Below are 26369 nucleotides of genomic sequence, written 5' to 3' on the forward strand. Positions count from 1 at the left end.
TCAAAATTTGAGAACAAATAATAACAATCTTTAATAGGAATTAAGAATTACAACGAATCATTACAAGGAAGAAGATAATCTCCACAAAAAAACGCGGCTAATATCGCCGCGTTAAAATGAGTTATATGCTAATCTTTTTAGAAAGATTCAGTCGGTTATACAGATTCAGAATGTTATCTAACTCTTCTGAGAGTTTGATTGCTTCCGGAGAGCATAGACCATACTGTTCTCCTACTTTAATCAGTTCACTCCGTTTTGTTTCTATTTTATGACTCAATGTTTCTTTATCTTGTTTTTCCATTAGAAGACCCTCCCGATATGATTTTCTTCGCCCACGACATCACTTACTGATCCAAGCATTAGAAGTGCTGAGGATTCCAGAGTTTTGAATGGCTTTCCAAAACTCGCGGAAGGCTTCATTAATCGTTTCGCGCTCATATCCTGATGGGTAAGGTCCACTACATTGCGTCCCCGCAACCAAATACGAATTCGTTTTGCCTGCTGCCTGCAGTTCGTCTTCGATCCAAGACTCAAATGCTCTGGCAAACAGCTCGTGATCTCTTTTCCAATATGCACCTAATTGTTTTGAAGCTAACAAATAGTTACTCTCGTCTGAAGGTATAAGAACTTCACTGGGGACTTTCTTACCTTCACGTTCAAGCATATTACAGTATAGCAAGGCAATATCCTTCCACGCACGAGAGCTAATTCGATAAGAACTATGCTTCAAAGATACCAATGTGGCATTAATATCGTAATTATGCTGCTTTAATCGATTTACAACACCTGATACGTATGCTTTTGACTCTATAGGAAGTGGGTTCGGTATGATTTCCCGCTTTAGCCCCTCCCCTTCTTTGATCTCCTTCATCAACGCTTTTACAGCCCTCCCCACTTCAGGTGGAAGGTACATTCCAGGTTTATTCCCTGTAATAGATAACTTTCTTCCATTGGTAAATTGATGGGAGTAAGAATACAAATTCCAATCGAGGGCATGAGCCAACTCGTGGCACAATGATCCTCCACCTCGAATCTTGGTAATATTCATGATGTTGGATCTCGGCTCATAGTGGGCTAGGGCAGCGCCGGAACCACGAGCCCCAAATGCAATACCTAACCGTCCAAAAAATGTGACAGCCTTGGGTGGGATCTGAAGAAACGATACAAGATCAGTTAAGGCAGAGCCACAACAAAGTACGTGGTACTTTCCTGAATCATCATTGACCCAGTTTCCAAACTGAACTCCTCTAAAACCAAAAACTCGCTGAAGGTCTTCAGGCTTACTCACACCTGATTCCTCTTGGGATAGACGAATCACTTCATCCGGTACTTTTCTGATCCAAACCTCACTTCGATTTTTCCGCTCACCAGTGGTTTGTTTTTTCTCTAACCATTTCCAATCCTGTCCTTCTTCTGAGAAAGCCTTTTTTATTAATTCGTTATAGCGTGGCCGTGTACTCCGGGTACCAAGAAATAAAGAACGGAATCTGGTCCCAAGCGTAAGCCAGTACCGGTCTATAGGTTCACAAGTTGAAGCCGTCATTCTGGCCATTCGAAGATTCTCACGAATAGCTTGAATGACGATTTCTAAGTCTGATTTATCCTTCGCCTCAAGTAAAATTCGACGAAGTTCAGCCATGCCCTTAACAAAGCCCCTCCTTGCTACTGGACTATCCTCTGGCCGCTGGCTAACGCGATCAAGAATCAGTTTTACAGCATATGCCGTCTCGGATGAGAATCCTTTAATTCTAAGCTCCCGGTAATCAAAGTCCTTTAGGATTTCATTCTTACAGCAAAGTTCGTAGGCGGTGGTTGGGTCTGTTTCCAATTCAGGACCACTGTAATATACGTTGTTGATTGTGTGTTTTCGTGCTCCAAGGAGTTCCTCCCCTACATCGTGAACATACTTTTGACTTTTCATTTTTTCTTTCTCTACAGTTTGCGCTGTAACACCAAAATACTCGAAAAGTGATAATTGACTCATTTAAATACCTCCATATTCTCCCGCACCTGGCGGGAGTTTTTTTCTCCGCCGGTGACCGGGCAACATGGTTTATAGAGATTACATGATCTCATCCTCCTCTTTTTGAACGCAAAAAAGGAGACTAAACATACGTATCCCGTATGTGTTAAGTCTCCTGAAATGGTCTGCTTTAGCTAATTTCAATTAGCAGCTCCGTCTTTGTCTCATGAAGTGACAAAGAAAATGAATAGTTCTTCGTAATATGTTGAGTATACCGTAGAGCAAGACGATTGTAAATTTATTGAATTTATCGATGAAGTGCAACTTGTCACCGATTTAGGGTTAACAAGACAAAATAAAGCGACCACTTCCCATACTGGAAAGTGGTCGCTGCCTATCTCAATGCTATATTTGGGAAAATTAGTTAATGATCTCCCAGCCGCCACCGGAGCGAGCACGCTCCACTACGCCTTGTCCCTGAATGAAGCGAAGTACTGTACCATCTTGCATTGTATACTCCAAGAAAGGGAATTTAATTTGGAACTGACTATAGCGACTGCCATATGCGTTGATTTCAGACAAAATTTTATTCATCCCTGAAATACCGTATTCCAGCACGTCTTCCATCTTTCCACCAGTTCCATAGGAGTAGAGAGAGAATGCCAATCCAGCAACCCCTGCTGCGATGCTCACAGGTGCACTTGCTATGAAGATCAAGCCCAGAACTGTCGCGCTGATACCGCCTAAGCCAGCAATGATAGCTGCTTTATCTGCTGCGCCCGTACTGAACTTTCCTGAGTCTAGCACAGTCTGTTGTGCAATAATCATCTTACCCAGTTCCGCAGGGGTTACTGTAATACTAGTTGCATACTCACGAGATGTTGCCATAATTATCATCCTCCATTTAGTTGTTATTTTGAGAGAGTTAAGCGCGCTTTATTTCCTTCTCATATATTAGGGAGTTTTTATCGGTTCATTAACAACCAGCGGGATAAATAATTTTTAAGTTTTCTTTTATCGTTACTCAGTACTGGACTTGTCCTTAGGATTAAGTATACTTTCTAAAAACTCTAACGTTATTGCTGATATGGCGTCTTCAGTAGGCATATAGATGAAGTTACTGATTCGGACAATATCTTCTTTGTAAAGTTCAATCAGTTTTAACATTGCGGCAGGATCCTTTTTTTTTGCGGCTTCAATGAGTCCTAGTAGTTCGCTATCTGTGATAATTCTTGGATCATTTTCCTTTTCCATTTGTTCACCGCCTGTTGACTAATTTGTAAGTTATGTGCAACCTCTTCTTCTGTTCGCCCTTGCATATAGATTTGATCAATAATCATTTTTCCTTTAGGAGGAAGCTGATCCAATAACTGATGAACCCAAATTTTATTCTCAGAGGAATTTGTGAAATTATTCTGGGATGGGATACTGTCGTAGATTGGATCCTCCTGATTGCGAATCTTTTTCGCTCTGTACTGGATACGCCATCCAATTCGGTAAACCTCACGCTTATATCGCTCATAAACTTCATGTGTCTCCTCCATTTTCTTGTCCCCTTTCAAAAAAGTTATCTATGTAAATAGGGAAAAATTAGGGGGCATATTACAACCAAAATAAGAACAAATGTTCCTAATTTTATTATATCATTTTTCCTCTTAGTTGTAATTTATGTTATTAAATTTCCCTAAACAGTAGATAAGAAAGGAGGTATGAATATGGAAGTAGTGGACATCGTTACATTAATCACAAATGTTGGATTCCCAGTTACTCTATGTTTCATTTTGGTACGTTACGTGTTAGACACCATAGGAGAGCGATTAGCTCGACACGACGACTCCTTAAAGGAACTATCTGAAGCTATTCAATCCGTTCAACGTCAAGATTAAACCAGAAATTACAAGAGGAAATAAATCTGTAGAATGTGACTCTATATACAACTGGATTTGTTACGTTAAGGAAACTAAAGAATTGAAACAAGACATTTAAGATTCGGATAAGTTTTCTATGATCGCTGTTATATTTTCCTATTTTTATGTATAATTAAAAGATACATTACATCATTAGATCCTTCTTGCGGGGGTGAATTTTCGGAAAAGGACCTAAAGAACTACTAAACTGTTTGTTTAGAATTACTAATTAAGGAAGTGACTTATGAGAGAACAGAAACGTGCTTTAATTGGTGGAGTTATAGGGATCGTAATTGCTGTCGCTGCATTTGCTATTTATTATTTTGTAAACTTAAATACGACCTTTCAAAATGCTGTTCTTGACGAGGTTGACAATGTTGACAATGCTTATCTGCAGATCGTTCGTATCCCTAAATCAACTGATACAAACGAAGATGTTTTAACACATACCATGGATATGAATGGTTTCCAGGACGTTTCAAATCAACTATCAGGCCTGGACATAAAGAAAGTAGATAAACCAATTAATGATAGTAATGCGGCCTATACCTATACCATCTACATTCGCAACAAGAGTGATAATTCTGAAGTAGCGAGCTTTAGTGTTGATAACAGTAAACAAATTTCGATTGGTAATAGCAATGGTTATCAAAGATACGAAATAACTAACTCATTTGACTATGAAGCCTTCTGTGCCTCTGTAGATAAACTCCTTACTGAAAACTAGAACACAAAAAAAGGGAAGAGTCATCTTTTAGACTCTTCCCTTTTTTTTGCTCTTGATTCGATATATGCTCACTCTTGAATGTAGCACCAGCTGATACTCGTCTACAGAATAATATTTATCCAACCATCCATTCCATTGCATTAGAAGGAAACTTTTCTTCCTTTATGAATAATACATCCTCATCAGTTAGGGCGTAATAATCGGGGTTATCTTTTATTCTCCTATTCGAGAATTGATCTTTTACAAAGTAATGATAGAACTTTAGAGTATGACTTGTTTCAAATGTATGGATTATTGCAATTGCATCGCCTTTTTCGAACTTGATTCTTTCAATTTTTTCTTTTAATGGTAGAGAGGTTGTATACGTGAAATAATAGCGATTATTCGTATCGCGATAAAGTACAACAAATCCAGGTTTGGGAAGCGATTGTTGTCTTTTCTTTTCCTCCCTTTGTTCTCTTTTTTCTTGTTCTATCTGGAGTTGTAACTCCTGTCTTTCTTCGACTTCTTTGTTGTATTTATTTATATAGTTTTGATCAACTTTTTCTGCAAATGTGCGTATTTCATCGGATAGGCGCAACATATCTTCCTTCGTCCACATTTCAGCACTTCTTGAAGTCCACCCCTCATCCATTTGGCTTGTCACAGCTATACCTTCCTGATAAGGGATTAAGACAACGTAGCCCATGTGTTTATTGTTGTTATACCCCATATCCTTGAACAAATTGATGCTTTCTGAGATCCGCTGGCTAATACTTTTCTCAGCCTCTTGAATTCTATTTAAAGATTGATATAGTGCTTGATTATCAATACTATCACCGTCAAATATGATTTTTTTTCGATCAGCTAGGGACCAGAACACTCCCTTTAAATCCTGAGCACTCATTCCTGTCGTGTCTGAGAGTTCAAACCAGTCGATTTTAGAATGATAAAAGCCCTCATGAAGAAAATACGAATTTAAAACAATAAATTCATCATTGGTTAGCCCGTATTTCCGATATGTCTTCGTCAGTGCCTGTGATAAATGAATGTTATGTAATACTCTGTTCAAATAACTCCCTCCCTTTATTTGCTACAATAGAAATCTAATTATTTTCTTCAGATAACAACTATACATTATCGTATAAAATAGGTCTAATTTTATAAATAAACCAAATTATTTTTTTCTATTGTTCGTCTACAAAGAAACAGGAGCAGTCCTCTGTAGGATGCTCCTTACTCTCTGTACAATGTTACCCGTTAATAAAATGGAATTATCGCATCAGCATTTGTAACAAGCAAACATCTCATTCGGACGGAGGTTCTAATTCCCAACCCCTAGCCCTTCCAGCCAATGCGTCTCAAAGCTCTCTCAATCATTTCACTTGTAAGATCATTCCCATTCTTTGAAGTTCAACGATAAACAAAGGCCATGGTGGGTGAATCGCTTTGATGTGCCAGCTGCGCCCTGACAAGTCGATAATATTAGATACCGATCATTAATAATCGTATTGTCGGATCGATTTAAGGCTTTGACCTCGTTCCGCTTTGAAAGATTGTCGACAAATTTCTGCGCTCGGGAGAGCAAAAAAGGCAAAAAGAAAACCACCCTTGGAGACTGGGTGGTTGGGTTGAGCATATAGGGATTAGTCCTGCATTGCTTTTCTGATAGCTGCTTCATTCACTTTGTCCTGGCATTCAAAGACCGAATCAATCAATCCCTGAAGCTCTTCAACGGAATAGTTAAAGTCCTTATTAGGGTTATCGAAATTTTGAATGACCTTCCTTACGGCAATTTCAAACTGAGCTGCCGCTATTTCCATATCCTCAATATCGTCTCGAACAAGAGGGTATACCTTCTTGTATTGATCAAACCGATTGTAGATACTTGCTCTTGCATGCTCAACGTCTTTGTTGGAGTTGACCCTGCGGAAAGTAGGAATTATCGTTAAAGAAGTGCATGTCCGAGTATTTACGCAGTTGTTTATTGTACTGGTGCTTCTCAATTATTACTCTAACCTCAGGAGTTATTTTACCCAAGAAACTCACCTCTCCACTCATCAAATACATATCCCTTACGATACCATTAAGTGGAAATGCGGACAAGCGATCAAGTATTCTCAGCAAGCTTCGCATAGAGCAGGAGCTGCAGGTCAAGCTTGTCTGTTTCCAAGTCCACGAAAGGCGGCAACACCCCTGCTCCGACGAGACGCTTGATATGATACTCCAGTAATGATGGTTCATAATACGGATTGTGCAGGTACTCGAATAATTTGGATAAGTCGTAGGATACCTCTTTAAACCTTCTCGGTCTCGCATGCAGAAGATGCCAATGGGACAGTTCTTCGGAATCCGTATCGTCATCTTCATTTGTAAATGTCATGCCCTGAAGTGCATTGCGTAGCTCATCAACCAATAGGTGAAGGGACTTCAAGTACTTAGCTACTTCTTGCCGTTCTTGCTCAGGAAAGTCCTGCGAAGCAGTAAACAGCTCGATCATCGTCTCGATCTCAAACTGATACCCCGATTTATCACCGATCCGAGCATTGTTTTCTTCTAATAATATTTGAAGCTGTTCGACAATGTTTGAACTACGCCCAATCTCCCGCTGCCGCTGCTTCTCGACAAAGATACCATTCTTTTTCTTAATTTCGCTTACCACGTTCGATAAGAGATCGTATCGCATAACCGTATACTCATAAATTTTGGCGAAGCTCATTGAGAAGCGAATCGGTTGAACCTCATCAGGCTTGTTGCTGTAGAGATAAACCGCGTAATCGCCCATACCCCCGACATCACTAGACCAAGAAGCAAAGTACTTGTCCGTACTCTTCTTGTCTGGCGGGGTTCCGTCAGCACTCCTTAAATCTACCGGATGTGCCCCAAAACATGCCCGGATCTGCGCGAAGTACGCATCGTCTGGAACTGCCGCGTTAAATACCGAATCGTCCTTCTTTAGCGGGTATTCTATCTCGAAGACACGATGGAGCTGCTCCATCGATTGAAGAACAAGATCGTATGTCGTGATCAGCTGCAAAAAATTCAATGAACGAACATCGTCATGAGGATGGGACAGATTGATGTGCGGCAAACCGTTCACGCTGACGGAGAGCCAGTCCTTCGCTGAGCATATTATGCTCCAGAAGTTTTTACCGTTGTAATTTCTGTATGTATTAATCAGGAAATCGTCATGATCGCTTACGGCTTGCTTGAAATTCTCAAGCAAGGTGCTATCGAGAATGTATGGGTTCATTACAAATCCTCATTTCAGGTTTAGGTAGTCTAAAAGTATTTTACCTGAAATTGTAAGATAGAAAAACCACTCTTCGAGCATGAGTGGTTGGGTGTTGGGGAAATATTTATTGACCTTTAGAGAACCGCCTATTCATACTAATACCTCACATATAGGTAAGTGGAAGCACCAGTATGCACGGTACTTGAAAGGAGGTAGTTGGTATTGTTCCTATAAACAAGGTTGCCCCCATATTCGTTTGAAGTCGCTGCACTGCTTCTTGTACGTCTTTAATCGACCTTGCCGCGATGATGCCTTTTACAGCAGAAATAAACTCAGGATTTACTCACCTACCATACCGTCACCATCACGATCATCCATATATTTATACAACCAATGTTATATTTAGGTTAAGTAAGTTAAACTGTTGAAATTAAAAGGATCACACATATTAGATATGTCTAAGATGTATGGTCCAATTTTATTTTACTACAACTAAAGTTTCCCGTTAGCGTAATTGTCATATTGTATAGTAGCATCAATTCTTGTACGTTACGTATTCACTATTATTAGCAATGCTTATGAGTTCTTGCCAGCCTTATAATATTGGAATATGGAAGCTTTAGTAAAGGTAATTTTTCAGATTAGTTTAAAAAATTTCCGATTCATAAAGAAGGACCAGTCATTAGACTCGATCGAGCCATTCATTCATCAAAGCGTTGAAAAGAACCACTTGTTCAATTTGCACGCTATGCCCACCATTTTCTAAAACATAAAATGCAGCTCTTGAAAACTTCGCTAAGATGTGCCACGCGTCTACATATCCAACTACAGAATCTTGTTTGGCCAAGATAAAAAGCTTCGTGAACAGTATCTACAACTTTTTTCCATGCGCTTGCTTGTTCATCATTCACCAAACCTGGTTGGTTAAAGTAACACTGACTATATAGTTCATCCGTATAGGTTCCCTCTGTAATAACAAAACCAAATCCTCCACGAGCAAAAGAAGCATAATACGCAGCCATTTGATCTGTAACCAAACCTTCTGGTGAAGCACTAGTACGTGTCATTGGAGCAACACCCACACGATTTTTTACAAAAGTGGTCCCGATCTGAACTCGTTCAAACAATTTATGATGTTGATTCATTCTTAACATCTACCTTTCAGGTAATTTGTATTGTTAATCTTGCTAATATTGATTTATTTTCTTCAAACAAAGTAAATTATAAAACAGCATAGTTGATCAGTAAAATTGATTTTACTGAACTAAACATTCAAAAAAAATGAACTGAATATAATGATTGGATGAAGATATGGTACTCCGCCTTTGATTACCTTAAAGACTACCGTGGAAAAGCTTATCATCTCGGGTTACACTCGGTCTTCTGTCACAACGTAAATTTAAAGAACTGGAAGCTGAAATCGGAAAACCTATATTTTTGATCGATTGGCAAAAAAGTCGTACTCACTCAGTATGGTCATCAGTTTCTCCCTTATGCCCTTAGAATCATTTAATTGTACACTCAAGCGCTAACAACGAGTGACGAGCTTACTGGTAATTTAACACTTGGTGTCTCGGAGGGTTAATGATTTGCAGTATCCCTTCACTTTTAGTGGTACATAAGGAAAAAATCTCCCTTAATAAAACTGACCAGTTAATTTAAGTATAATTCTTCTCACTCTCAATTTTTGCTCTACATATCTAAATTGAAAACGTTCCTCAACAATCTGGCCTTTTACATACAAAAACGCAAATGCTATTACACATTCGCGCTTGATTGTTGCGTATGTTATTTCATTGATTATCAAAAAATTCTGAGAGCCTCATTTCTAATCTACTCCCAACTTTTAGAATGATTCTTTATTAAAGAAATCATCTTTACAAGTGCTGGAGATAACCACTTGTACTTGTGATATGCAATAAATGTTGAAATAGCTGGAGAATCTGCTTCTATATCTTCTGCCCAAAGTTTACCACTTTCCACTTCCTCTTTAACGGAAAAATAGGGTACTAAGGAAATCCCAAGTCCACTTTTAACACATTGTTTAATGGCTTCTATACTTTGGAAATCTAAACTTTCCTTTACATCAATTTGTTTCTTATTAATGTAGTGATCAAAAACAGCCTTATAACTGCACGATTTTTCCGTATACAGAACCGTTCTAACCGTTTTCGAGTTTTCTTTCTTTGGTGGGCTTATTAAAACCATTCTCTCTTTATTAATAACTTCACAATTAAGTTCTGGAAGAGACCAGTCATCTTTTTCAAATACAACAACTAAATCAATTTCGCCACTTTGAAGACGTGATGCTACCTGATAATTTTCTATTGATTTTACTGAAAGATTAACATTCGGATATAAGTTTTTAAATTCTAGAAGAATGGCTGGAATCCGATCAATTGTAAGTGATTCAGCTATTCCTATTGTTAGCTCCCCAGTTGGCTCTTCATTTGTTAGCAGTGCTTCGGAATAAAGATCTATAATCTTCACTGCATAAGATAGAAAATGCTGACCGTACTGAGTTAATACAATTCTTTTCCCTAAACGATCAAATAATGGATTCCCTACCTCTTTCTCTAGTTCTTTTATATGAGCAGTAATGGAAGATTGAGCATAACCTAGATGCTCAGCCGCCTTTTTAAATCCTTCTTTCTCTACAATGGTCTTAAAAGTAATTAAATGGCGAAGTTCCATCTATAGCACCTCTTTTTACCTATCAGTTTTAATGAACCAAACGTTCTGATATATCTATTTTACTAAATTACATACTAACACTACAATAGAGCGTAGCTTAAAGCAACTAAGTTGATTGATGTAGAGAAGAATTCCATACTAATTATCTTCATTCAACTAATTTAAATCAATTAAAAGGAGCGTTTCAAAGTGTCAAAATTTTCGTTTCCATTGTTAGGATTAGTCTCTCTAACTATGGCAGGATTTATCGCAACCATGACAGAAACACTCCCTGCAGGTTTGCTTCCCAAAATCGCGCAAGAATTAAATATTTCAGAATCATTAGCTGGACAACTTGTCACATTATATGGTCTAGGATCGTTAATCGCAGCAGTTCCAGTGGCATTAGCTACACAAAGTTGGCGGAGACGTCCACTTTTACTTTTAACACTTACTACATTCTTAATATTCAATACATTTACTGCAATATCTACAAATTATGTTTTCATCCTAGTCTCTCGCTTTATTGCTGGAGTAGCGGCAGGGGTAGTTTGGGGAATGATAGCTGGATACGGCATGCGAATGGTATCAGAACAACTTAAAGGACGGGCGACAGCCATAGTTTTAGCAGGAACGCCTATAGCCTTATCACTTGGTGTGCCAGCAGGTACATTTTTAGGCGAGTTAGTGAGCTGGCGTATAGTCTTTTGTATTATGTCTGTACTATCACTTATCGTAATTGGATTGGTTCTTTGGAAAGTTCCAGATTTTCCTGGTCAAGAACCTGGAAAACGAACCTCGGTAGCCAAATTATTTAGGACGCCTGGAGTTCCAACTATCTTATTTGTTATTTTAGTTTGGATGCTAGCTCATAATATTATTTATTCCTATATCGCACCGTTCCTAGGTAATTTTGGTTTACAACGTTATACAGGATTAACCTTACTTATTTTTGGGTTTGCTGCGCTTATTAGTGTTTGGTTAATAGGAGCATTAATTGATCGATGGCTTAGACTTTTGGTAATAGTTAGTCTGGTTATATTTGCTGTATCATCCCTTTTATTAGCATTCTACAGTAGTAATATAATAGTAGTTTTCTTATCTGCTGGGTTATGGGGACTCTCATTTGGTGGATCAGCGACTCTCCTTCAAACGGCACTAGCTCAAGCCACAGGCGAGAAAGCAATAGATATCGCGATTCCAATGAGTGCAACGTTTTGGAATATAGCAATTGCAGGTGGAGGTGCTATAGGAGGAATAATTCTTGATGGTTTAGGAGCAAAAACAATACCGTGGGCAATATTCATTCTTATTATGGTTGCTTTAATTGTTTCATGGATAGCAAAAAATTATGCTTTTGTTAAAGTGAAAGTTAAATAGTGTTAGTACTATGCTAGAGCTAATTTCTTACAATTATTATCTATACAAAATAATTTACATTAACAGTTTAGAGGTGAGTATTTGTAATGAGTAAAAACAGTATAGTAATCATAATGTTGTTCCTAAGCATATTTGCTGCCATAACAAATGAAATGGGAATTATAGGGATTTTACCACAAATTACCGATAAATACCAAATATCCACTTCTCAAGCAGGGATTTTAGTAAGTGTATTTGCTCTAGTTTTAACTATTTTTGGTCCAATTATGACTTTAAGTACTGGTGCTTTTAATCGAAAACACATGTTACTATTTATCATGTTTATTGTAATCATTGCTAGTGTAGTTCTGGCCTATAGTTCAAGTTTCATAATTGCAATTATATTTAGGATTATTCCTGCATTGTTTCTTGCAGTACTTTATCCATTAGCCATTTCAGTTGCAGAGAAGGTTTCAAGTCCTGAAAAGAAAAAAAGTGCTAGCGCAAAAGTTTTTGCAGGTCTTACACTTGGTACAGTTACAGGGGTTCCTATTACTTCCTTTCTTGCGGAGAGACTTTCTCTTGAAGTCGCTTTCTTATTTTGTGCAGGTATTAGTTTAATTGCATTCTTAGGCATAGCATTTTACATGCCCTCTATGCCAGTTCAGCATAAAGTATCTTATGGTAAGCAGGTTTCTATATTAAAAAGATTACCAGTTTGGTTAAACATTATAACTGTAACTTTAATATTTACAACAATGTTTTCAGTCTATACGTACTTTGCAGATTATATAACTAAAGTTGCTAATATACAAAGCACGTGGATAAGTGTCATGCTTATGGCGTTTGGATTATTTGGACTGATAGGGAACTTCCTGTTTAGTTATTTCCTACAAAAAAATACAAATCGAACTGTTATTATATATCCAATTATCTTCCTTATTACTTACGGCTTACTTGGATTAAGCGGAAATCATACTACCATGACGATAATCATAGTTTTTATTTGGGGAACAGTTCACTCTGCAGGATTTCTCTTAAGCCAGACCTGGTTAGGCACTGAAACACAGGATGCTCCTGAATTCGGGAATAGTTTATATTTATCGTTCGCTAATTTAGGAATAACACTTGGATCTGCAATAGGCGGATGGTTCATTTCTCAATTTGGGATTGGAAGTCTTTTATTTAGTGGAATTTTATTTGCAACAATTGCTTTAATTTCTGTATTAACGAAGTTAACCTTTGCTAAAAAACGTATTTTTAGTAGTAATTCATGCAACTAATAAAGCAAAATACTTTGGAAATTAACTGTGTCTCCCCAACGTGATCCAGGCAATCCTCCCCAAAGTCATCTCACTCCTTTCGGAAAAGGACCTGGTTACGATCGCGCACTGTGACGCACGCCAGGTCGAGCTCAGCATTCGGATCAATGGTGCGTTATTGACACCAGCGCCGATGACAGTCACGTCCCGACCGGCCATTGATTGGATATAGGTCTGCAGGATTCATAAGCACATCCGCTTAGTAAATGTCATTAAATGAGATATACCACAAATTGGAACTTATGTGCCCGTTTGTTCAACAAAAGCAGATGATCACTTTGATCAACTGCTTTCTTTGTATTATTGAAAACTAACGTTTCCCGTTAGCTTAGTCCATTTAAAAATTTCTATTCCAAAATGACAAAATTCGAACTAAAAAAATACAGCACTAAAATGATTACAGAAAACACTACTACATTAAAGATTAGCACATTAACTGATCTTCAATTCTTGTAATAAGCAACTGCTATAAAACTTGAAATTATGATAATATTGAAAATGTAATGCTAATTACAGTAAATAAAAACATCGACAAGAATGAAATTGTCCCCAGAATATATGAGATCCGAATTATGCTCAAGTTCATTCCCCTATGATCTTTCACGGGTACCTCACACCTAACCTCAAATATATCATTATTTTACTATTTTTTTTGGAACCAGCCTGCCCGATAGCTGAATGAGAAGAAGCAGTAGCCGCGACGGCAAACTGCTCTTACTTAATCTTACTCACCTACCATACCGTCCATATCAGCATCGTGCATATATGGATATAACCAATGTTATATTTAGGTTAAGTAAGTTAAACTGTTGAAATTAAAAGGATCACACATATTAGATATGTCTAAGATGTATGGTCCAATTTTATTTTTTTCATCTAAAGTTTCCCTAGTTTAATCGTTCCGCATTTCTGGTTAAATAGTGCAGAACAAATTCAACTCCGCTCCTCCCAAGTTTAGTCTTCCCTTTATATACGAACCCGGATTTTTCATACAAACGTTTTGCTGGTAAATTATCCTTGTTTACAGTTAGTATTATCTCATCTATTTGTGGAAAAAGATTTAGAACGAACAAAGGTAAAAACTTCATTGCTAATGAAGCATAGCCTTTTCCTTGGTTTAGGAGCTTTCCTGGGATCCAAATTGCTTTAAAAGACGAACATTATCTTGCATAGTCTTTCTAATGAGTTTCAAACTCCTTCATAACCTTGTAAAAGGTGTTCTTCTTCAGATCCAATCTTTTCATAAATTCTACAGCCGAAAGCTCATTATTCTTCCATAGAGGATAGTCAGTATCCAGGGTGTTCCTTTGCGCCGGTGTAAGAGTATTCAAATTTATTTGTGGCCGCCCTAGGTGCTTCCCTTTTTTCTTGGCTTCAGCAATACCTTCAGCCTGTGCTGACCTAATGCCATTACGTTCCTCTTCAGCAAGCCAGCTAAGTATCTGAAGCACAAGATCCATAAATAAGCTGCCCGATCCCCTCCAACTCCTGGTACTTCCGAGTATCGAGAATTGGAATGTCGATCACCACAACATGAATTGTTGCATCGATCATCCATTGCCACTCTCTCAATATCTCTTGTTTGTTGCGGCCAAAACGATTAATTGATTTTACAAAGAGCGTATCTCCCTCACGCATGACTCGCTTCAATAACTGATATTCCGGTCGATCAAAGTTTTTACCGCTAGCCTTGTTATGTGCTTTAATTTGCATTATACAAAACTCTATGAATACCTTCTTGTACCTTGTTGCTATGTCTCAACTCGAAATAGATAAGATTCAGCAAGACAGTAATTAATACGAGCAGTACTGTAACAACAACTCAAAATTTATCCACCGTAGTTGTTTCCCCTTTTGAAAATAATATTTCTCAGAAATCTTACAACCTTCCGATAATTGAACACGTTATACTTAGTAAACCTAAAGGAGATTTTCCGTTATTTAGGAATATAACAGAAAAAGGAGTCTTCAATCCATGAAGGGAAAAAAATTATTACCGCTTTTACTTGCTGGAATTGTTGCTGGTTCTATTTTAGTAGCGACGAATACAACTGCGGAAAGAGTTATTGCCCAAACTCCGATGGAGGCAGCAACTGAGTACTATGATGCTTACATTGCTAGGGATGCCGAGGGAATGATGTTCTATTCAAAAGATATAAACTATTTGGATGAGAAAAGTCGTGAAGAAGGGTATGTAAAGGATTTTAAAACCAATCCTACTACTGGGTATGAAATTGTGGGAAGCAAACAGATCAATAGAAATGAAGTTGAGATTTCAGTGATTGAAAAATATGCAGGACAAGGCTACGAACAGTCACCACCACTCCCTTATAAAGTTTTTAAAAGCGACAATAGGTGGAAGGTTTTAGTAGAACCCCTAGAAATCAATACAGCGACAGGTGAAGTCACTAAAGGTACGCCGATTCACCAAAGGAAGTATACGAATAATTAGCTTTGCAACTGAATACTGAAACATAACCTGTTCTATCCACTGATTTCGACTTGCGGGACTGACAATAGGGATCGTTGCAAAAATGCTGACGATCCTTTTCTGTATACCTTTTAGGACCAAAATGAATGAAGTATTTTTATAAAAAACTCGGGCTGATTATATGCCCGTTTTTCTGAATAGAATCAAACTATTATATTGAAAAATGAGAGGAGCATTAATAATGAAAAAGAAGAATACGATTGTTGCAGCGCTTGCTGCGGTTACTCTACTGGGTGGTGCTGGTTTTGCTTATAACCAAGCATTCGCTTCAAACTTGGACGAGCAACCAACCACAAATTATGAATCGTCTTCAGTAGCTGAAGTGCAAATTACTACTCCTACGGTTGAAGAGGGAACACCGCTAGCAGAAACTCCTGAAGGTCAACTTGGAGTGTTTGGCCTTTTATTTAAAAACAAATTTTTATTTTTCGGACAGGAAGCAGTTGAATTGAAGATGCGCTCCTTCATTAATGTATTCACTGTGATTAATAATTCATCAATCACCTCACGTTCTCCCGCTTGAATTCGATCCACTACGCAGCTTTTCATATGACCTTCTAGTAGTAGTTTACCTACACCATATAACGCCGACTGAATTGATGCTATTTGATTTAGCACATCATCGCAATAAGTATCCATTTCAATCATACCTTTAACACCGCGAATCTGGCCTTCAATCCGAATTAAACGGGAAACTAAATTATTTTGACCTTATCTGAGTGATAGCTTTTGCGAGTACTATTTAGCGAACAACTATCATGGTTAATATTATCACTCAGTATGTCTTTTGGCTGATCCATAACGACACCTTACACAATAAATTTACTATACCCCCCATGGGTATGTCAATGAAAATATTATAATGTATTCCCTTAGGAAACTTTTATTTTCTAAATATTCAATGGTAGGTTTCTTTCGTAATTGAAGCCTAGTCCCTCACGTTTGTCACTATCCTCCCGTTATTTTTAAAATTAATGGAGCCGTTGCCGATCGGCAACAACTTATGGGTAGTCTTTTCAACTAACGCTTTAAGTTTAATGAGAATTAGAATACTCTTACTTCGGTCTTCATATCCCTCTCTTTCCTTTCTTATGTCACAAACTTTTAAGCTATCAAAGAAAATCAAATAGCCATTCTCAGTTGAACACTGAGAACGGCTACTGGTTGAAAGAGTCTTTTTAGTTTACTTGACAAGGGTGCTTCTACACTCAACTTTTCCATCTTGGGACAATGTTCTTGTCTCTCGACATTTAATCTTAGGATCACTTTGCTGAATTGGGTTCGAGACCATATTCCATATCATAAGCATCAAATATTTTACGAGCAATGGGTGCTGCGCTACTTGATCCATACCCCCCTTCAGGTACAACCACGGCTACTGCCAGTTTTGGATTCTCACGAGGTGCAAAGGCGATGAATACCCCGTTCTCAACATTAATTGACTGACCATTTATATAAATGGTTTGTTGGGAGGTGCCTGTCTTTCTCGCGAAATCATATGGAAACCCACTGAACGCGACATCTACATTGGTAGACATTCCACGTTGAATAGTGCGCCAGTATCTGTCATCATAATTTGCTGTATTCAGTATTTTAGGTTTAACTTTTTTAACTATATTTCCTTCCGAGTCACGTATTTCTTTTACCAGGTGTGGTTCTAGACGTTTTCCTTTATTGGCTAACATCACGGTATATTGTGCAAGCTGCATCGTGGTATACTTCCCCTGTTGTCCAAATGAAGCAAAAGCCAAGCCTGTGAGTGCAGATTGGTTCTCCTGGTTATATTCAATTCTGCCTCTAAATTCTTTGGGTAAGTCCACTCCGGTGTCAACACCTAAGCCAAATTCTTTCATATATTTGTCCCATACTTTAATTCCTTCAACATTATACTTTGTCCAAAGCTTCTCACCGATCATGTCCACCATAAAAGCATTGGATGATTTCGTAATTGCTGTTTCCGGATTTAATAGCCCATAAACGCTACTTGAGGAGTTCCTGACTCTGGTACGGTCTTTCCCAAATTCTGCGTATCCTCGATCCTGATATGTTGAATTTGGAGCAAAAAAACCTTCATTTAGGCCAATTAAAACACTCAACGGTTTAATTGTTGACCCCAATAATACGGTTGACTCTGGGTGCTTTCCGGTATCGTTTGGGGGGAAAGATTCAACTGTTCCATTTCTATAGATGTATTTTATCTTTTCATAATCCCATTCCGCATTCGGATCATAATCTGGCATACTTGCCATAGCCACGACATTACCGGTATCCACTTCCATAGCGACAGCAAATGCTGTTGTTGCATTGGAGTGAAGCTTTCCTGAAACAGGAGTTCGCTGTAGCCAATCCAACTGTTCTTTAATAGCTTGTTCTGTTTGAACTTGTACGTTTTTGTTGATGGTCGAGATGATATCGAACCCTTTTTTTGGAGGGAGCATGTTCCCGCCTTCTTCAGGCAAATTCAATGCATTAATTGGGATCTCTTTATAACTACTTTGTCCTCGTAGCACATCCTGATAATGAAGTTCAAGACCATCAACACCAACACTTTCCAGCTCAGAATATACAAGTCCGGGATTAGTTTGAGTTTGATTTAGATTATCAATTTCTTTGTATTTCTCTAAAGTCTTTGATGTTTTAAATGTTTTCATGTAACCAATAGCTTGAACAGCCACACTATCTTCATCATATTTACGTTTACTTTCCTCCACTACACTCAATCCAGGAATGATATTTTTGTTTTGAAGAAAATAAGCGACTTCTCTATCGGATAATTCACTCTTGATCAATCTCGGAGAATAACCTTGAGTCTGTCGATATTGCAGGTCCATCGCATTTAATATATCTTCTACCGACAATTCTTTGCTTCCAGGATCTTTAAATTCCTGAAACACTCCATATAGTTTCTCTGCAAATTGTTTAGATTCCTCACGATTTGGGTTTTCAGGACCACCTTCCTGTTGACTATAATTTTTATATAAAGTGATATATAGCGACTGAATAGGTTCAGAATATGCCAGTTTCACTTTACCTGATGAATCATAGATGGTACCTCGGACGGGTAGCATAGGACTCGATCTGGTGACACTTTCATTTTGTAAACGGGCAAGTTCGGGGCCTTCTACAAATTGTATAACAGCAAGACGAATGATAATAATTGAAAAAATGACAAAGGATAAAAAAAAGAAAAAGTTAATCCGTAAATTGGAACTCTTTTGGTTGGCTTCTTCTACATCGTGATGATTGTTCATCTGATACTACTCCTCTTGGTTTGTTCTTAAGAAATAGTGTAAAGTTTAAATTTGAAGTAAGTGTGGATTTTGTTATATCAATACAATAAAATTTCAAATGAACGAACGAATTCAAAAGCAAAAAAGCACTACGAAGAACGTAGTGCTTTTTTAATTCCCCTTATGGAATTGTAATTATTCTTTGTTACGAAGAAATATTCTATTCCCAATAAAAACCAATAATAAAAATGAAGCATAGACCAGACTGACTTGTACCAAGCGTGTTCCATTATTCCAAAATTCATGCCCTATATACGCAAAGGCAATCATAGCAGGAATTTTACCTATACAGGTTGCAAGTATGAAAATCCAAAAATTTAAATGGAATACCCCCGCGTAAATATTGATTGCAGCAGCTGGGAAAAAGGGTATGATGCGAGCAAAAAGAATCGTCCAAAACAGGCGCTGGCTGCTCGTCGTATGCAGTTCGTTTAGGAAGGTAAATCTCCGAATGATCCTGCTTCCCCAAGAATGAAGAGAGGACTTTGCCAATACATAGACAATGATTGCCGCTAAAGTGGAGGTGGCCACGTTCAAAACACTGCCCCATACTACACCATATTTAGCGCCTATCACTCCACCTACAATGCCGAATGGGACCACAGGAAATATAGCAAGCATAGTCACAACGAGAAACATCAGAGGAAAACTAGGCGTATTCTCCCCAGCAATCCATGCATACAATGAATCTCGCTTACTAAAAATGAGAATAAACATAATCAGGTTAGCACCGAATATAATCCATTTTTTCAACCTAACATTCTCCTGAACGGATTTCTAATTTATGTGTGCCTTTTCTTCACTAAAGCACCCACGCAGGGGATACCCCGTATCCCTGCGTGGGTGCTTTTATATAATATAACAACAATAGAATCTATAACAAAATATATTTTATACATTTATTGGCTTTAATCACATCGCCTCTATGAATTACGTATTTTCACACGTTGTAGCCGAAGTGCATTAAGAACAACGGATACTGAACTCAATGCCATCGCAGCACCTGCTACCCATGGGGCCAAGAGGCCGATTGCGGCTATCGGAATACCCACCGTATTGTAACCGAGTGCCCAGAATAGATTTTGTTTAATGTTAGCCATCGTTTTACGACTCATATAGATGGCATCTGGGATACTTGATAGATCGCCACGCATCAAAGTTACATCAGCAGCTTCCATAGCCACGTCCGTCCCCGTGCCAATAGCCATCCCGATGTCTGCCATAGCAAGGGCCGGAGCATCGTTGATACCATCTCCTACCATCGCTACCTTTTTACCTTGAGCTTGCAACTTTTTAACTTCATCCGCTTTTCCTTCAGGAAGGACTTCAGCGAGGACGTGATCAATTCCCACTTGAGCCGCTATCGCTTTTGCCGTCCTTTCATTGTCCCCTGTAATCATAATGACCTGGATACCCATTTCTTTTAAACGGCTGACAGCAGCTTGTGAGGTTTCTTTGATAGTATCTGCCACAGCAACCATACCCGCATACTCTTTATCGATGGCGACAAGCATAGCCGTTTTCCCAGATTCCTCTAAAATAGACATCGTAGTGTAAGCTTGTTTTGCTTCTACACCGAATTTATCCATGAGGCGACGGGTACCAATTAATAATTCTTTCCCATTAACAGTAGCCTTGATTCCAAAACCTGGAATGGCTTCAAAGGATTCTGTCCCGGGCAGTTCAATATTTCTTTCCATAATACCCGCAACTATAGCCTCGGCTAATGGATGTTCTGAATTTTTCTCAGCTGCCCCCACAAGTTTAAGGAATTCTGTTTCATCTCCATCGACCAAAACATCGGTAAGTTCAGGTTTACCTTTTGTTACTGTACCTGTTTTATCGAGAATGATCGCATCAATTTTATGGGTCTGTTCCAGATGTTCTCCACCTTTAAATAAGATTCCAAGTTCAGCTGCGCGCCCAGAACCAGCCATAATGGAGGTTGGTGTAGCAAGCCCTAGAGCACAAGGACAAGCAATAACCAGAATTGCAATTGCTTTTTCTAAAGAACCTGCAAAGTCACCAGGTGTAACTATAAAGTACCATACCAAGAATGCCACTACAGCGATACCTACAACAATAGGTACAAAGATCCCGGAGATGACGTCGGCTACCCGTTGAATAGGAGCTTTTGAACCTTGCGCTTCCTCGACCACTTTAATAATTTGTGCAAGAGCAGTTTCTTTACCTACTTTTGTTGCTTTAATTCGAAGCACACCGTTTTTGTTAATGGTGGCTCCAATAACAGCATCCCCAGCTTTTTTTTCAACAGGGAGGCTTTCGCCTGTAAGCATCGATTCATCCACAGACGAGAGGCCTTCCAGAACTTCCCCATCCACAGGCACTTTACTACCTGGGCGAACAATTACAACATCACCTGCAATCACTTCTTCCACGGGAATGGTCAATTCTTGACCTTCTCGGACAACTATTGCTGTCTTGGCTTGAAGTCCCATTAGTGATTTAATGGCTTCAGACGTACGTCCTTTTGCCAGGGATTCAAACAGTTTCCCCATTACCACTAATGTAATCAACACGGCACTTGTTTCATAGTACATCGCTGGGCCATGATGTACGCTACCGCCTTCAAACGCCCACACAACGGTTAGATATAGACTGTAAAAATAGGCTGCTGAGGTCCCTAATGAAACGAGAACGTCCATGTTCGCACTACCATTACGTAATGCTTTATATGCACCAATATAGAAGGGTCTTCCGATATAAAATTGAACAGGAGTTGCTAAAATCAATTGGAACCATGGATTCATAAAGAGATCTGGCAGCCATACCCACGATGTGAATGAAAAGTGACTTACCATCGCCCAGAGCAGGGGAAATGATAAAATAGTAGAAATTAGAAGTTTTCGTTTTTGTTTTGATAATTCTTTTTGTCGACGTTCCACCGGGTCGCTTTGTTCCTGTTTGGGTACAGCTTGATATCCGAGTTTCTCAACTCTCTTTTGCATATCAGTCACAGAAACATCTGCCGGATTATATTCGACATGAGCAACTTCCATGGCGAAATTAACGGTGGCCGTGCTTACGCCGGGTAACTTTTTCAGAGTCTTCTCGATTTTCAAGGCACAAGCCGCACAAGTCATACCGACAAGTTCCAAATCAACAGCTTCCTTAACTGTACTGTAGCCAAGCTTCTCAATGCTTGCTTCCATCTTACCGATGTCGGCTTTACTCGGGTCATACGTTACTGTCGCCTTTTCCATCGCAAAGTTTACGTTAGCTTCTGATACACCTTCCAGCTTGTTCAGAACTTTCTCAATTTTTAGAGCACAAGCTGCACAAGTCATACCTGAGAGTTGAAGTGATGTTTGTGATTTTTTCTCTTCAATTGTTGACACTACATATTCACCTCACCTTTTAGACTTCATATCCTTGTTCTTCAATATCCTCTTTAATACTCTTTTGACTTACCTTACTATCATCATATACTACGGTAACAGTGCCATGATCAAGATTAACATTAACATCCCCTTGAATTCCGAGCGAATTTAGAACCCCCTTCGATCGAATTGACACAATGTCAACAAGACATGCCTTTCACATCATGCATTCTCCTTTTAATAGTATTTTTCATTTATACTTTATACAATACCCCCCTACCCTATATTTCGTCAAGCGATATTTTGCGGATATTTCATCATCTCATATTAAACTTACCAAATTTCTGTTGGAATTCATTAAAAGGAGTTTTCTCAGAATTTGAGAACTTATTCTGAGAAAACTCCTTCCGTGTTACATTTCTTTTATTAAGCGGCCATTTCACGACACATTTTTGCACAAGCAAAGCACGCTTCGGCACATTGCTGACAATGTGCATGATCATGTTTTTTACATTCGTTCCCGCAAGCTTCACAAGCGTCTGCGCAAGCAAGACATATCGCTTTAACATATTTGCTATTGATCGACATGGCATGAGCGGCAAATTCACAGATATCCGCACATTCACGATCCAAGCGAATACATTCCTTCAGCATTCCAATATGCTCCTCATCTAAACAAGAAACATAACAGTGATTACATGCAACCATACATTTTAAACACTCTTCAATACACTCTTTGTACTTTTGATGTGACATAATAATTCTCCTCTCATAGCTATAGTAGTAAGTTTAGGGTAGTCCCCTATTCTATATATACCCCATATAGAAATATTCTATTCATGGCGGTATATTTCAGAAGATAACCTACTACTTTAGAGTGTGAAAGAGGATGCTTCCGTACTCCTTTAATGTCCAAATTTCAATCAATGGACTTTATTTAGGGTCTTAACCAAGAAGTTTTTGTTCAATTTCTTGACGATTGAAGACAAATCCGAAATAAACTTCACCTGCAATGAAAATTGTAGGTACCAGATTTTTACCTGTTCGTTCGCGCAGAAGAACTGCATTTTCCGGATGATCCGCTATACTAAACTCTGTATAGGGTATTTGATGATCATTTAAGAATTTTTTGAAATTTTTGCAATCTTCACAAGTTGGCGTTGTATATACTTCGACCATACGCTTCACCTTCTTCTACGTGATGTATACAATTGAAGCTTTAACTGTTATTCAACTACGTCGTAGCCTTGATTTTCAATTGTTTCTTTAATATCCGAGAACTTAAGTTTGGTTTCGTCAAATTTCACTTCAACCTTACCCTCGGCAAGAATTACTTTTCCTTCTACGCCTATTTGACTTAAAGCACTTTCAATTGAATTTACACAATGTCCACATGACATACCTTTTACTTTTAGCGTAACATTTTCCATTTTCAATACTCTCCCTTAAATTGAGATTTTAATATATGTTATTTCATTGAGGCATTAACTGTTTCTAATTCATTTGTTGATACGGATTATGCCTCTTAAAACCTTGCTGACACTAAGTGGACAGCAGCGAATAGCAGTAGTAAGTCAGTTGTTCAATAATTAACTTTTCCGATTGTCATCAATAACTTAATCCTATATTGTCCAAATGAGTGGCTTTTAATGTATATCACCTCCTGCTCTAAACCATACCCCCCCATACTATATTTGTCAAAGTATTTTGCTGTAAAACAAAAAAAGAGTTCTTTCGAACCCTCTTTTGTTTAGCACTATTTGATTAATTTATTTATGGTCACTAATAATTCATCAATAACTTCGTTTTCACCATCCTGAATGCGTTCCATTACACAGCTTTTCATGTGATGCTCTAACAAAAGTTTACCAACACCGTTTAAAGCCGCCTGGACTGAAGAGATTTGATTCAGCACATTATCACAATAGGTGTCTTTTTCAATTAATCCTTTTAGCCCTCTAACTTGTCCTTCAATTTTGTTAAGTCGGTTAATCAAATTATTCTTTGTTTTCTCAGAATGATGGCTTTTACGTTCTTCCGTACTGCAAGACTCCTGCTCTTGAATTAGGTCCCCCATTTTTCGTCACTCCTTTTTCTTATATCTTATATTATACTATAGCCCCCCTATACTATACAAAATGAAAATCAACTACACTATTTCTACATATTTTTTCTATACTATTGTTGTTATTACCAATCAAATACAAAACAATGGAGGAAAGAAATATGAAATTGATGCTCTTAAAGAGGATTATCGTAATTAGTTCCTTTGCTATTCTCGCTACGGGATGTGCTAATGCGATTAAAAATAATGCAATGGAAAGTATGGATCATTCCAACATGAATAATCCTACAACAGCTAATTCTAATCCTAAAACAGTGAAATTCACATCTGCTACTCCAGTGGTAAACGGCAAAGAATTCACGATCACCGCGAAAGAGAGCAATCTTGAAGTTTCCAAAGGCAAGATTTTACCTGTTTGGACATTCAACAATTCTGTACCCGGACCCCAAATCCGTGTAAAAGTTGGAGACAACGTAAAAATTATTCTAAAAAATGAATTGAATCAGCCTGTCTCCATTCATTGGCACGGCTATCCAGTTCCAAATAATATGGATGGCATTCCTGGTGTTACACAAGATGCCGTTGAACCAGGTAAAACATTTACGTATATGTTCAAAGCCAATGTACCAGGTACCTATTGGTATCATTCTCATCAAGACAGTGTAACCCAGGTGGATAAAGGCTTGTACGGTTCCCTTGTTGTTGAGGAACTAAAAAATGACTATGACCGGGACTATACTCTCATGTTAGATGAATGGATGAGTTCCGGTGACATAAATACGGGTGATTCCGACAGCATGGGTATGAGAGGCATGAATCATAATGAAATGAATATGTCCGGATCGGATATGAACATGGGCGAGGACACTACGAGTATGGGCGGACATGATATGAGCATGTATGACCTATACACGATAAACGGGAAATCAGGCACTGCCATTGAGAAGCTCACGGTTAAAGAAGGCGATAAAGTTAGAATTCGCTTAATTAATGCAGGATACATCAGTCATCAAATGCACTTACATGGCCACAATTTTAAAGTTATTGCTTCGGATGGACAGCCCCTGAATGAACCCGACATGATTGAAGATCAATTACTTTCTATTGCTCCTGGGGAACGTTATGATATTGAATTTACAGCGGACAATCCAGGCTCCTGGCTCCTTGAAGAACATGGAATTGAGTCGCCGATACAAAATATGAAAGCCGTTATCCAATATGAAGGTTCAAAAGTTCAAAATGACAATTCCAATGCCTCTACCACGCTTCCTGTGTTTGACATCGAAAAGTACGGTAACATGGCAGATCCTTTATTTTCGTTGAATCAGATATTTAATCAGAACGTGACAATGAATTTAAATACGGAAATGAAAGACGGAGAAATGGTTTACACCATTAACGGAAAGGTATTTCCGGATACAGATGTCATAAAAGTCAAGAAGGGTGACAAGGTGAAAGTTACTTTTGTGAATCAATCCAAAACGGATGACCATCCTATGCATCTCCATGGTCAGTTTTTTCAAGTACTAAGTAAAAATGGTCAGCCCTATCAGGGGTCAACGATCATAAAAGATACACTAAATGTTAAACCAGGGGAAACCTATGTTGTTGCTTTTGAAGCCGATAACCCAGGAAATTGGATGTTCCATTGCCATGATTTGCATCATGCTTCCGCTGGAATGGTAACGGAAGTCATGTATACAGATTATGAAAGTAACTATACACCTGATCCAAGTGTAGAGAATGTTGCTGAATAAGGATTATGAATGAGAAGCATTGATTTTCACTCTATTAAGATCTGCTAAAAATACTTGTTAATAAGATATTAAAAACCGAAGAATTCATGATGCGGCGATCTTTTCCCGGAATGTATCCGAGGATTGATTGCCGCATTTGTTTGGGAACACCTTGATCGTAAAACAAGCGGTACTGACGATGATGAACCACCGCTTTTATGCATATCCATGCTTCTATTAGCTGACATACCAAAATCCCCCCCGGTATAATGAGCTCATTA

General features: G+C 38.4%; 27 protein-coding genes and 1 pseudogene. 6 read left to right on the forward strand and 22 right to left on the reverse strand.

Annotated features, from left to right (window positions below):
• Window positions 1–121: 121 nt before the first annotated feature.
• The 5 genes from QP794_RS23955 to QP794_RS23975 all read right to left on the reverse strand — a co-directional run bounded on the left by QP794_RS23955 (window position 122) and on the right by QP794_RS23975 (window position 3507).
• Complete coding sequence (locus QP794_RS23955; protein WP_285079247.1) at window positions 122–301, reverse strand: aspartyl-phosphate phosphatase Spo0E family protein; 180 nt, start codon at window positions 299–301, stop codon at window positions 122–124.
• A 39-nt stretch (window positions 302–340) separates the two neighbouring features.
• Window positions 341–1984, reverse strand: a complete 1644-nt coding sequence (locus QP794_RS23960; RefSeq protein WP_285079248.1) for an LPD1 domain-containing protein — start codon at window positions 1982–1984, stop codon at window positions 341–343.
• Between the two features lie 399 nt (window positions 1985–2383).
• On the reverse strand, window positions 2384–2851 hold the full coding sequence (locus QP794_RS23965) for a hypothetical protein (RefSeq protein ID WP_285079249.1): 468 nt from the start codon (window positions 2849–2851) through the stop codon (window positions 2384–2386).
• 132 nt (window positions 2852–2983) lie between these two features.
• The gene (locus QP794_RS23970; protein ID WP_285079250.1) at window positions 2984–3217 is read right to left on the reverse strand and encodes a hypothetical protein; all 234 of its coding nucleotides are present in this window, start codon (window positions 3215–3217) and stop codon (window positions 2984–2986) included.
• The gene (locus QP794_RS23975) at window positions 3169–3507 is read right to left on the reverse strand and encodes a sigma-70 family RNA polymerase sigma factor (RefSeq protein ID WP_285079251.1); all 339 of its coding nucleotides are present in this window, start codon (window positions 3505–3507) and stop codon (window positions 3169–3171) included. Before QP794_RS23975 ends, QP794_RS23970 begins: the two co-directional genes overlap by 49 nt.
• A gap of 607 nt (window positions 3508–4114) precedes the next feature.
• On the opposite strand from QP794_RS23975, the gene QP794_RS23980 reads away from it, so the two are divergent.
• Complete coding sequence (locus QP794_RS23980; RefSeq protein WP_285079252.1) at window positions 4115–4597, forward strand: hypothetical protein; 483 nt, start codon at window positions 4115–4117, stop codon at window positions 4595–4597.
• 115 nt (window positions 4598–4712) lie between these two features.
• On the opposite strand, the gene QP794_RS23985 is transcribed toward QP794_RS23980, so the two are convergent.
• From QP794_RS23985 to QP794_RS24005, 5 genes are all read right to left on the reverse strand, one after another.
• Entirely contained in the window at window positions 4713–5648 is a 936-nt protein-coding gene (locus QP794_RS23985) for a hypothetical protein (protein ID WP_285079253.1), read from the reverse strand.
• Window positions 5649–6222: 574 nt separating this feature from the next.
• A complete protein-coding gene (locus QP794_RS23990; RefSeq protein ID WP_285079254.1) occupies window positions 6223–6399 on the reverse strand; it encodes a hypothetical protein in 177 nt (58 codons plus the stop codon).
• A 287-nt stretch (window positions 6400–6686) separates the two neighbouring features.
• Complete coding sequence (locus QP794_RS23995; RefSeq protein WP_285079255.1) at window positions 6687–7829, reverse strand: hypothetical protein; 1143 nt, start codon at window positions 7827–7829, stop codon at window positions 6687–6689.
• A gap of 728 nt (window positions 7830–8557) precedes the next feature.
• Complete coding sequence (locus QP794_RS24000) at window positions 8558–8956, reverse strand: oxidoreductase (RefSeq protein WP_350338892.1); 399 nt, start codon at window positions 8954–8956, stop codon at window positions 8558–8560.
• Between the two features lie 688 nt (window positions 8957–9644).
• A complete protein-coding gene (locus QP794_RS24005) occupies window positions 9645–10505 on the reverse strand; it encodes a LysR family transcriptional regulator (RefSeq protein WP_285079256.1) in 861 nt (286 codons plus the stop codon).
• Window positions 10506–10694: 189 nt separating this feature from the next.
• Between QP794_RS24005 and QP794_RS24010 the strand changes: the two genes are divergently transcribed.
• The gene (locus QP794_RS24010; RefSeq protein WP_285079257.1) at window positions 10695–11864 is read left to right on the forward strand and encodes an MFS transporter; all 1170 of its coding nucleotides are present in this window, start codon (window positions 10695–10697) and stop codon (window positions 11862–11864) included.
• Between the two features lie 86 nt (window positions 11865–11950).
• Window positions 11951–13126 carry an MFS transporter gene (locus QP794_RS24015; protein WP_285079258.1) on the forward strand — a complete coding sequence of 392 codons (1176 nt, stop codon included), beginning with the start codon at window positions 11951–11953 and terminating at the stop codon, window positions 13124–13126.
• Between the two features lie 926 nt (window positions 13127–14052).
• Here the strand turns inward: QP794_RS24015 and QP794_RS33225 are convergent.
• Genes QP794_RS33225 through QP794_RS24025 form a run of 3 tightly spaced genes read right to left on the reverse strand, consistent with a single transcriptional unit; the run spans window position 14053 to window position 14878 of the window.
• A complete protein-coding gene (locus tag QP794_RS33225; protein WP_350338897.1) occupies window positions 14053–14307 on the reverse strand; it encodes a GNAT family N-acetyltransferase in 255 nt (84 codons plus the stop codon).
• Between the two features lie 36 nt (window positions 14308–14343).
• Complete coding sequence (locus QP794_RS24020) at window positions 14344–14625, reverse strand: recombinase family protein (protein ID WP_285079259.1); 282 nt, start codon at window positions 14623–14625, stop codon at window positions 14344–14346.
• Window positions 14600–14878, reverse strand: a complete 279-nt coding sequence (locus tag QP794_RS24025) for a recombinase family protein (RefSeq protein ID WP_285079260.1) — start codon at window positions 14876–14878, stop codon at window positions 14600–14602. Before QP794_RS24025 ends, QP794_RS24020 begins: the two co-directional genes overlap by 26 nt.
• 262 nt (window positions 14879–15140) lie before the next feature.
• Here QP794_RS24025 and QP794_RS24030 point away from each other — a divergent pair, with 262 nt between their 5' ends.
• Both QP794_RS24030 and QP794_RS24035 read left to right on the forward strand, forming a co-directional pair.
• Window positions 15141–15617 (forward strand): hypothetical protein, encoded by a 477-nt coding sequence (locus QP794_RS24030; RefSeq protein ID WP_285079261.1) that lies wholly within the window; start codon window positions 15141–15143, stop codon window positions 15615–15617.
• 220 nt (window positions 15618–15837) lie between these two features.
• The gene (locus QP794_RS24035; RefSeq protein ID WP_285079379.1) at window positions 15838–16179 is read left to right on the forward strand and encodes a hypothetical protein; all 342 of its coding nucleotides are present in this window, start codon (window positions 15838–15840) and stop codon (window positions 16177–16179) included.
• Here the strand turns inward: QP794_RS24035 and QP794_RS24040 are convergent.
• The 9 genes and pseudogenes from QP794_RS24040 to QP794_RS24080 all read right to left on the reverse strand — a co-directional run.
• Window positions 16119–16456 (reverse strand): annotated as a pseudogene (locus tag QP794_RS24040) (metal-sensitive transcriptional regulator); the annotation flags it as partial. The gene QP794_RS24035 and the pseudogene QP794_RS24040 overlap by 61 nt on opposite strands.
• A 462-nt stretch (window positions 16457–16918) precedes the next feature.
• Window positions 16919–18907 (reverse strand): peptidoglycan D,D-transpeptidase FtsI family protein, encoded by a 1989-nt coding sequence (locus QP794_RS24045; RefSeq protein ID WP_285079262.1) that lies wholly within the window; start codon window positions 18905–18907, stop codon window positions 16919–16921.
• Between the two features lie 174 nt (window positions 18908–19081).
• The gene (locus QP794_RS24050) at window positions 19082–19699 is read right to left on the reverse strand and encodes a TVP38/TMEM64 family protein (protein ID WP_285079263.1); all 618 of its coding nucleotides are present in this window, start codon (window positions 19697–19699) and stop codon (window positions 19082–19084) included.
• Between the two features lie 170 nt (window positions 19700–19869).
• The gene (locus QP794_RS24055) at window positions 19870–22305 is read right to left on the reverse strand and encodes a heavy metal translocating P-type ATPase (protein ID WP_285079264.1); all 2436 of its coding nucleotides are present in this window, start codon (window positions 22303–22305) and stop codon (window positions 19870–19872) included.
• 19 nt (window positions 22306–22324) lie between these two features.
• Window positions 22325–22483, reverse strand: coding sequence for a cation transporter (locus tag QP794_RS24060; RefSeq protein ID WP_285079265.1), 159 nt, complete (start codon window positions 22481–22483; stop codon window positions 22325–22327).
• Between the two features lie 230 nt (window positions 22484–22713).
• Window positions 22714–23043, reverse strand: coding sequence for a four-helix bundle copper-binding protein (locus QP794_RS24065; protein WP_285079266.1), 330 nt, complete (start codon window positions 23041–23043; stop codon window positions 22714–22716).
• 189 nt (window positions 23044–23232) lie between these two features.
• Window positions 23233–23466 (reverse strand): glutaredoxin family protein, encoded by a 234-nt coding sequence (locus tag QP794_RS24070; protein ID WP_285079267.1) that lies wholly within the window; start codon window positions 23464–23466, stop codon window positions 23233–23235.
• A 47-nt stretch (window positions 23467–23513) separates the two neighbouring features.
• Entirely contained in the window at window positions 23514–23717 is a 204-nt protein-coding gene (locus QP794_RS24075; protein WP_285079268.1) for a cation transporter, read from the reverse strand.
• A 326-nt stretch (window positions 23718–24043) separates the two neighbouring features.
• Window positions 24044–24364 (reverse strand): metal-sensitive transcriptional regulator, encoded by a 321-nt coding sequence (locus tag QP794_RS24080; RefSeq protein ID WP_285079269.1) that lies wholly within the window; start codon window positions 24362–24364, stop codon window positions 24044–24046.
• 149 nt (window positions 24365–24513) lie between these two features.
• On the opposite strand from QP794_RS24080, the gene QP794_RS24085 reads away from it, so the two are divergent.
• Window positions 24514–26109, forward strand: a complete 1596-nt coding sequence (locus tag QP794_RS24085; protein ID WP_285079270.1) for a multicopper oxidase family protein — start codon at window positions 24514–24516, stop codon at window positions 26107–26109.
• Window positions 26110–26369: the final 260 nt, after the last annotated feature.

This window comes from Paenibacillus sp. UMB7766-LJ446, from assembly GCF_030226665.1.
Taxonomy (GTDB): Bacteria; Bacillota; Bacilli; order Paenibacillales; family Paenibacillaceae; genus Paenibacillus; species Paenibacillus vandeheii.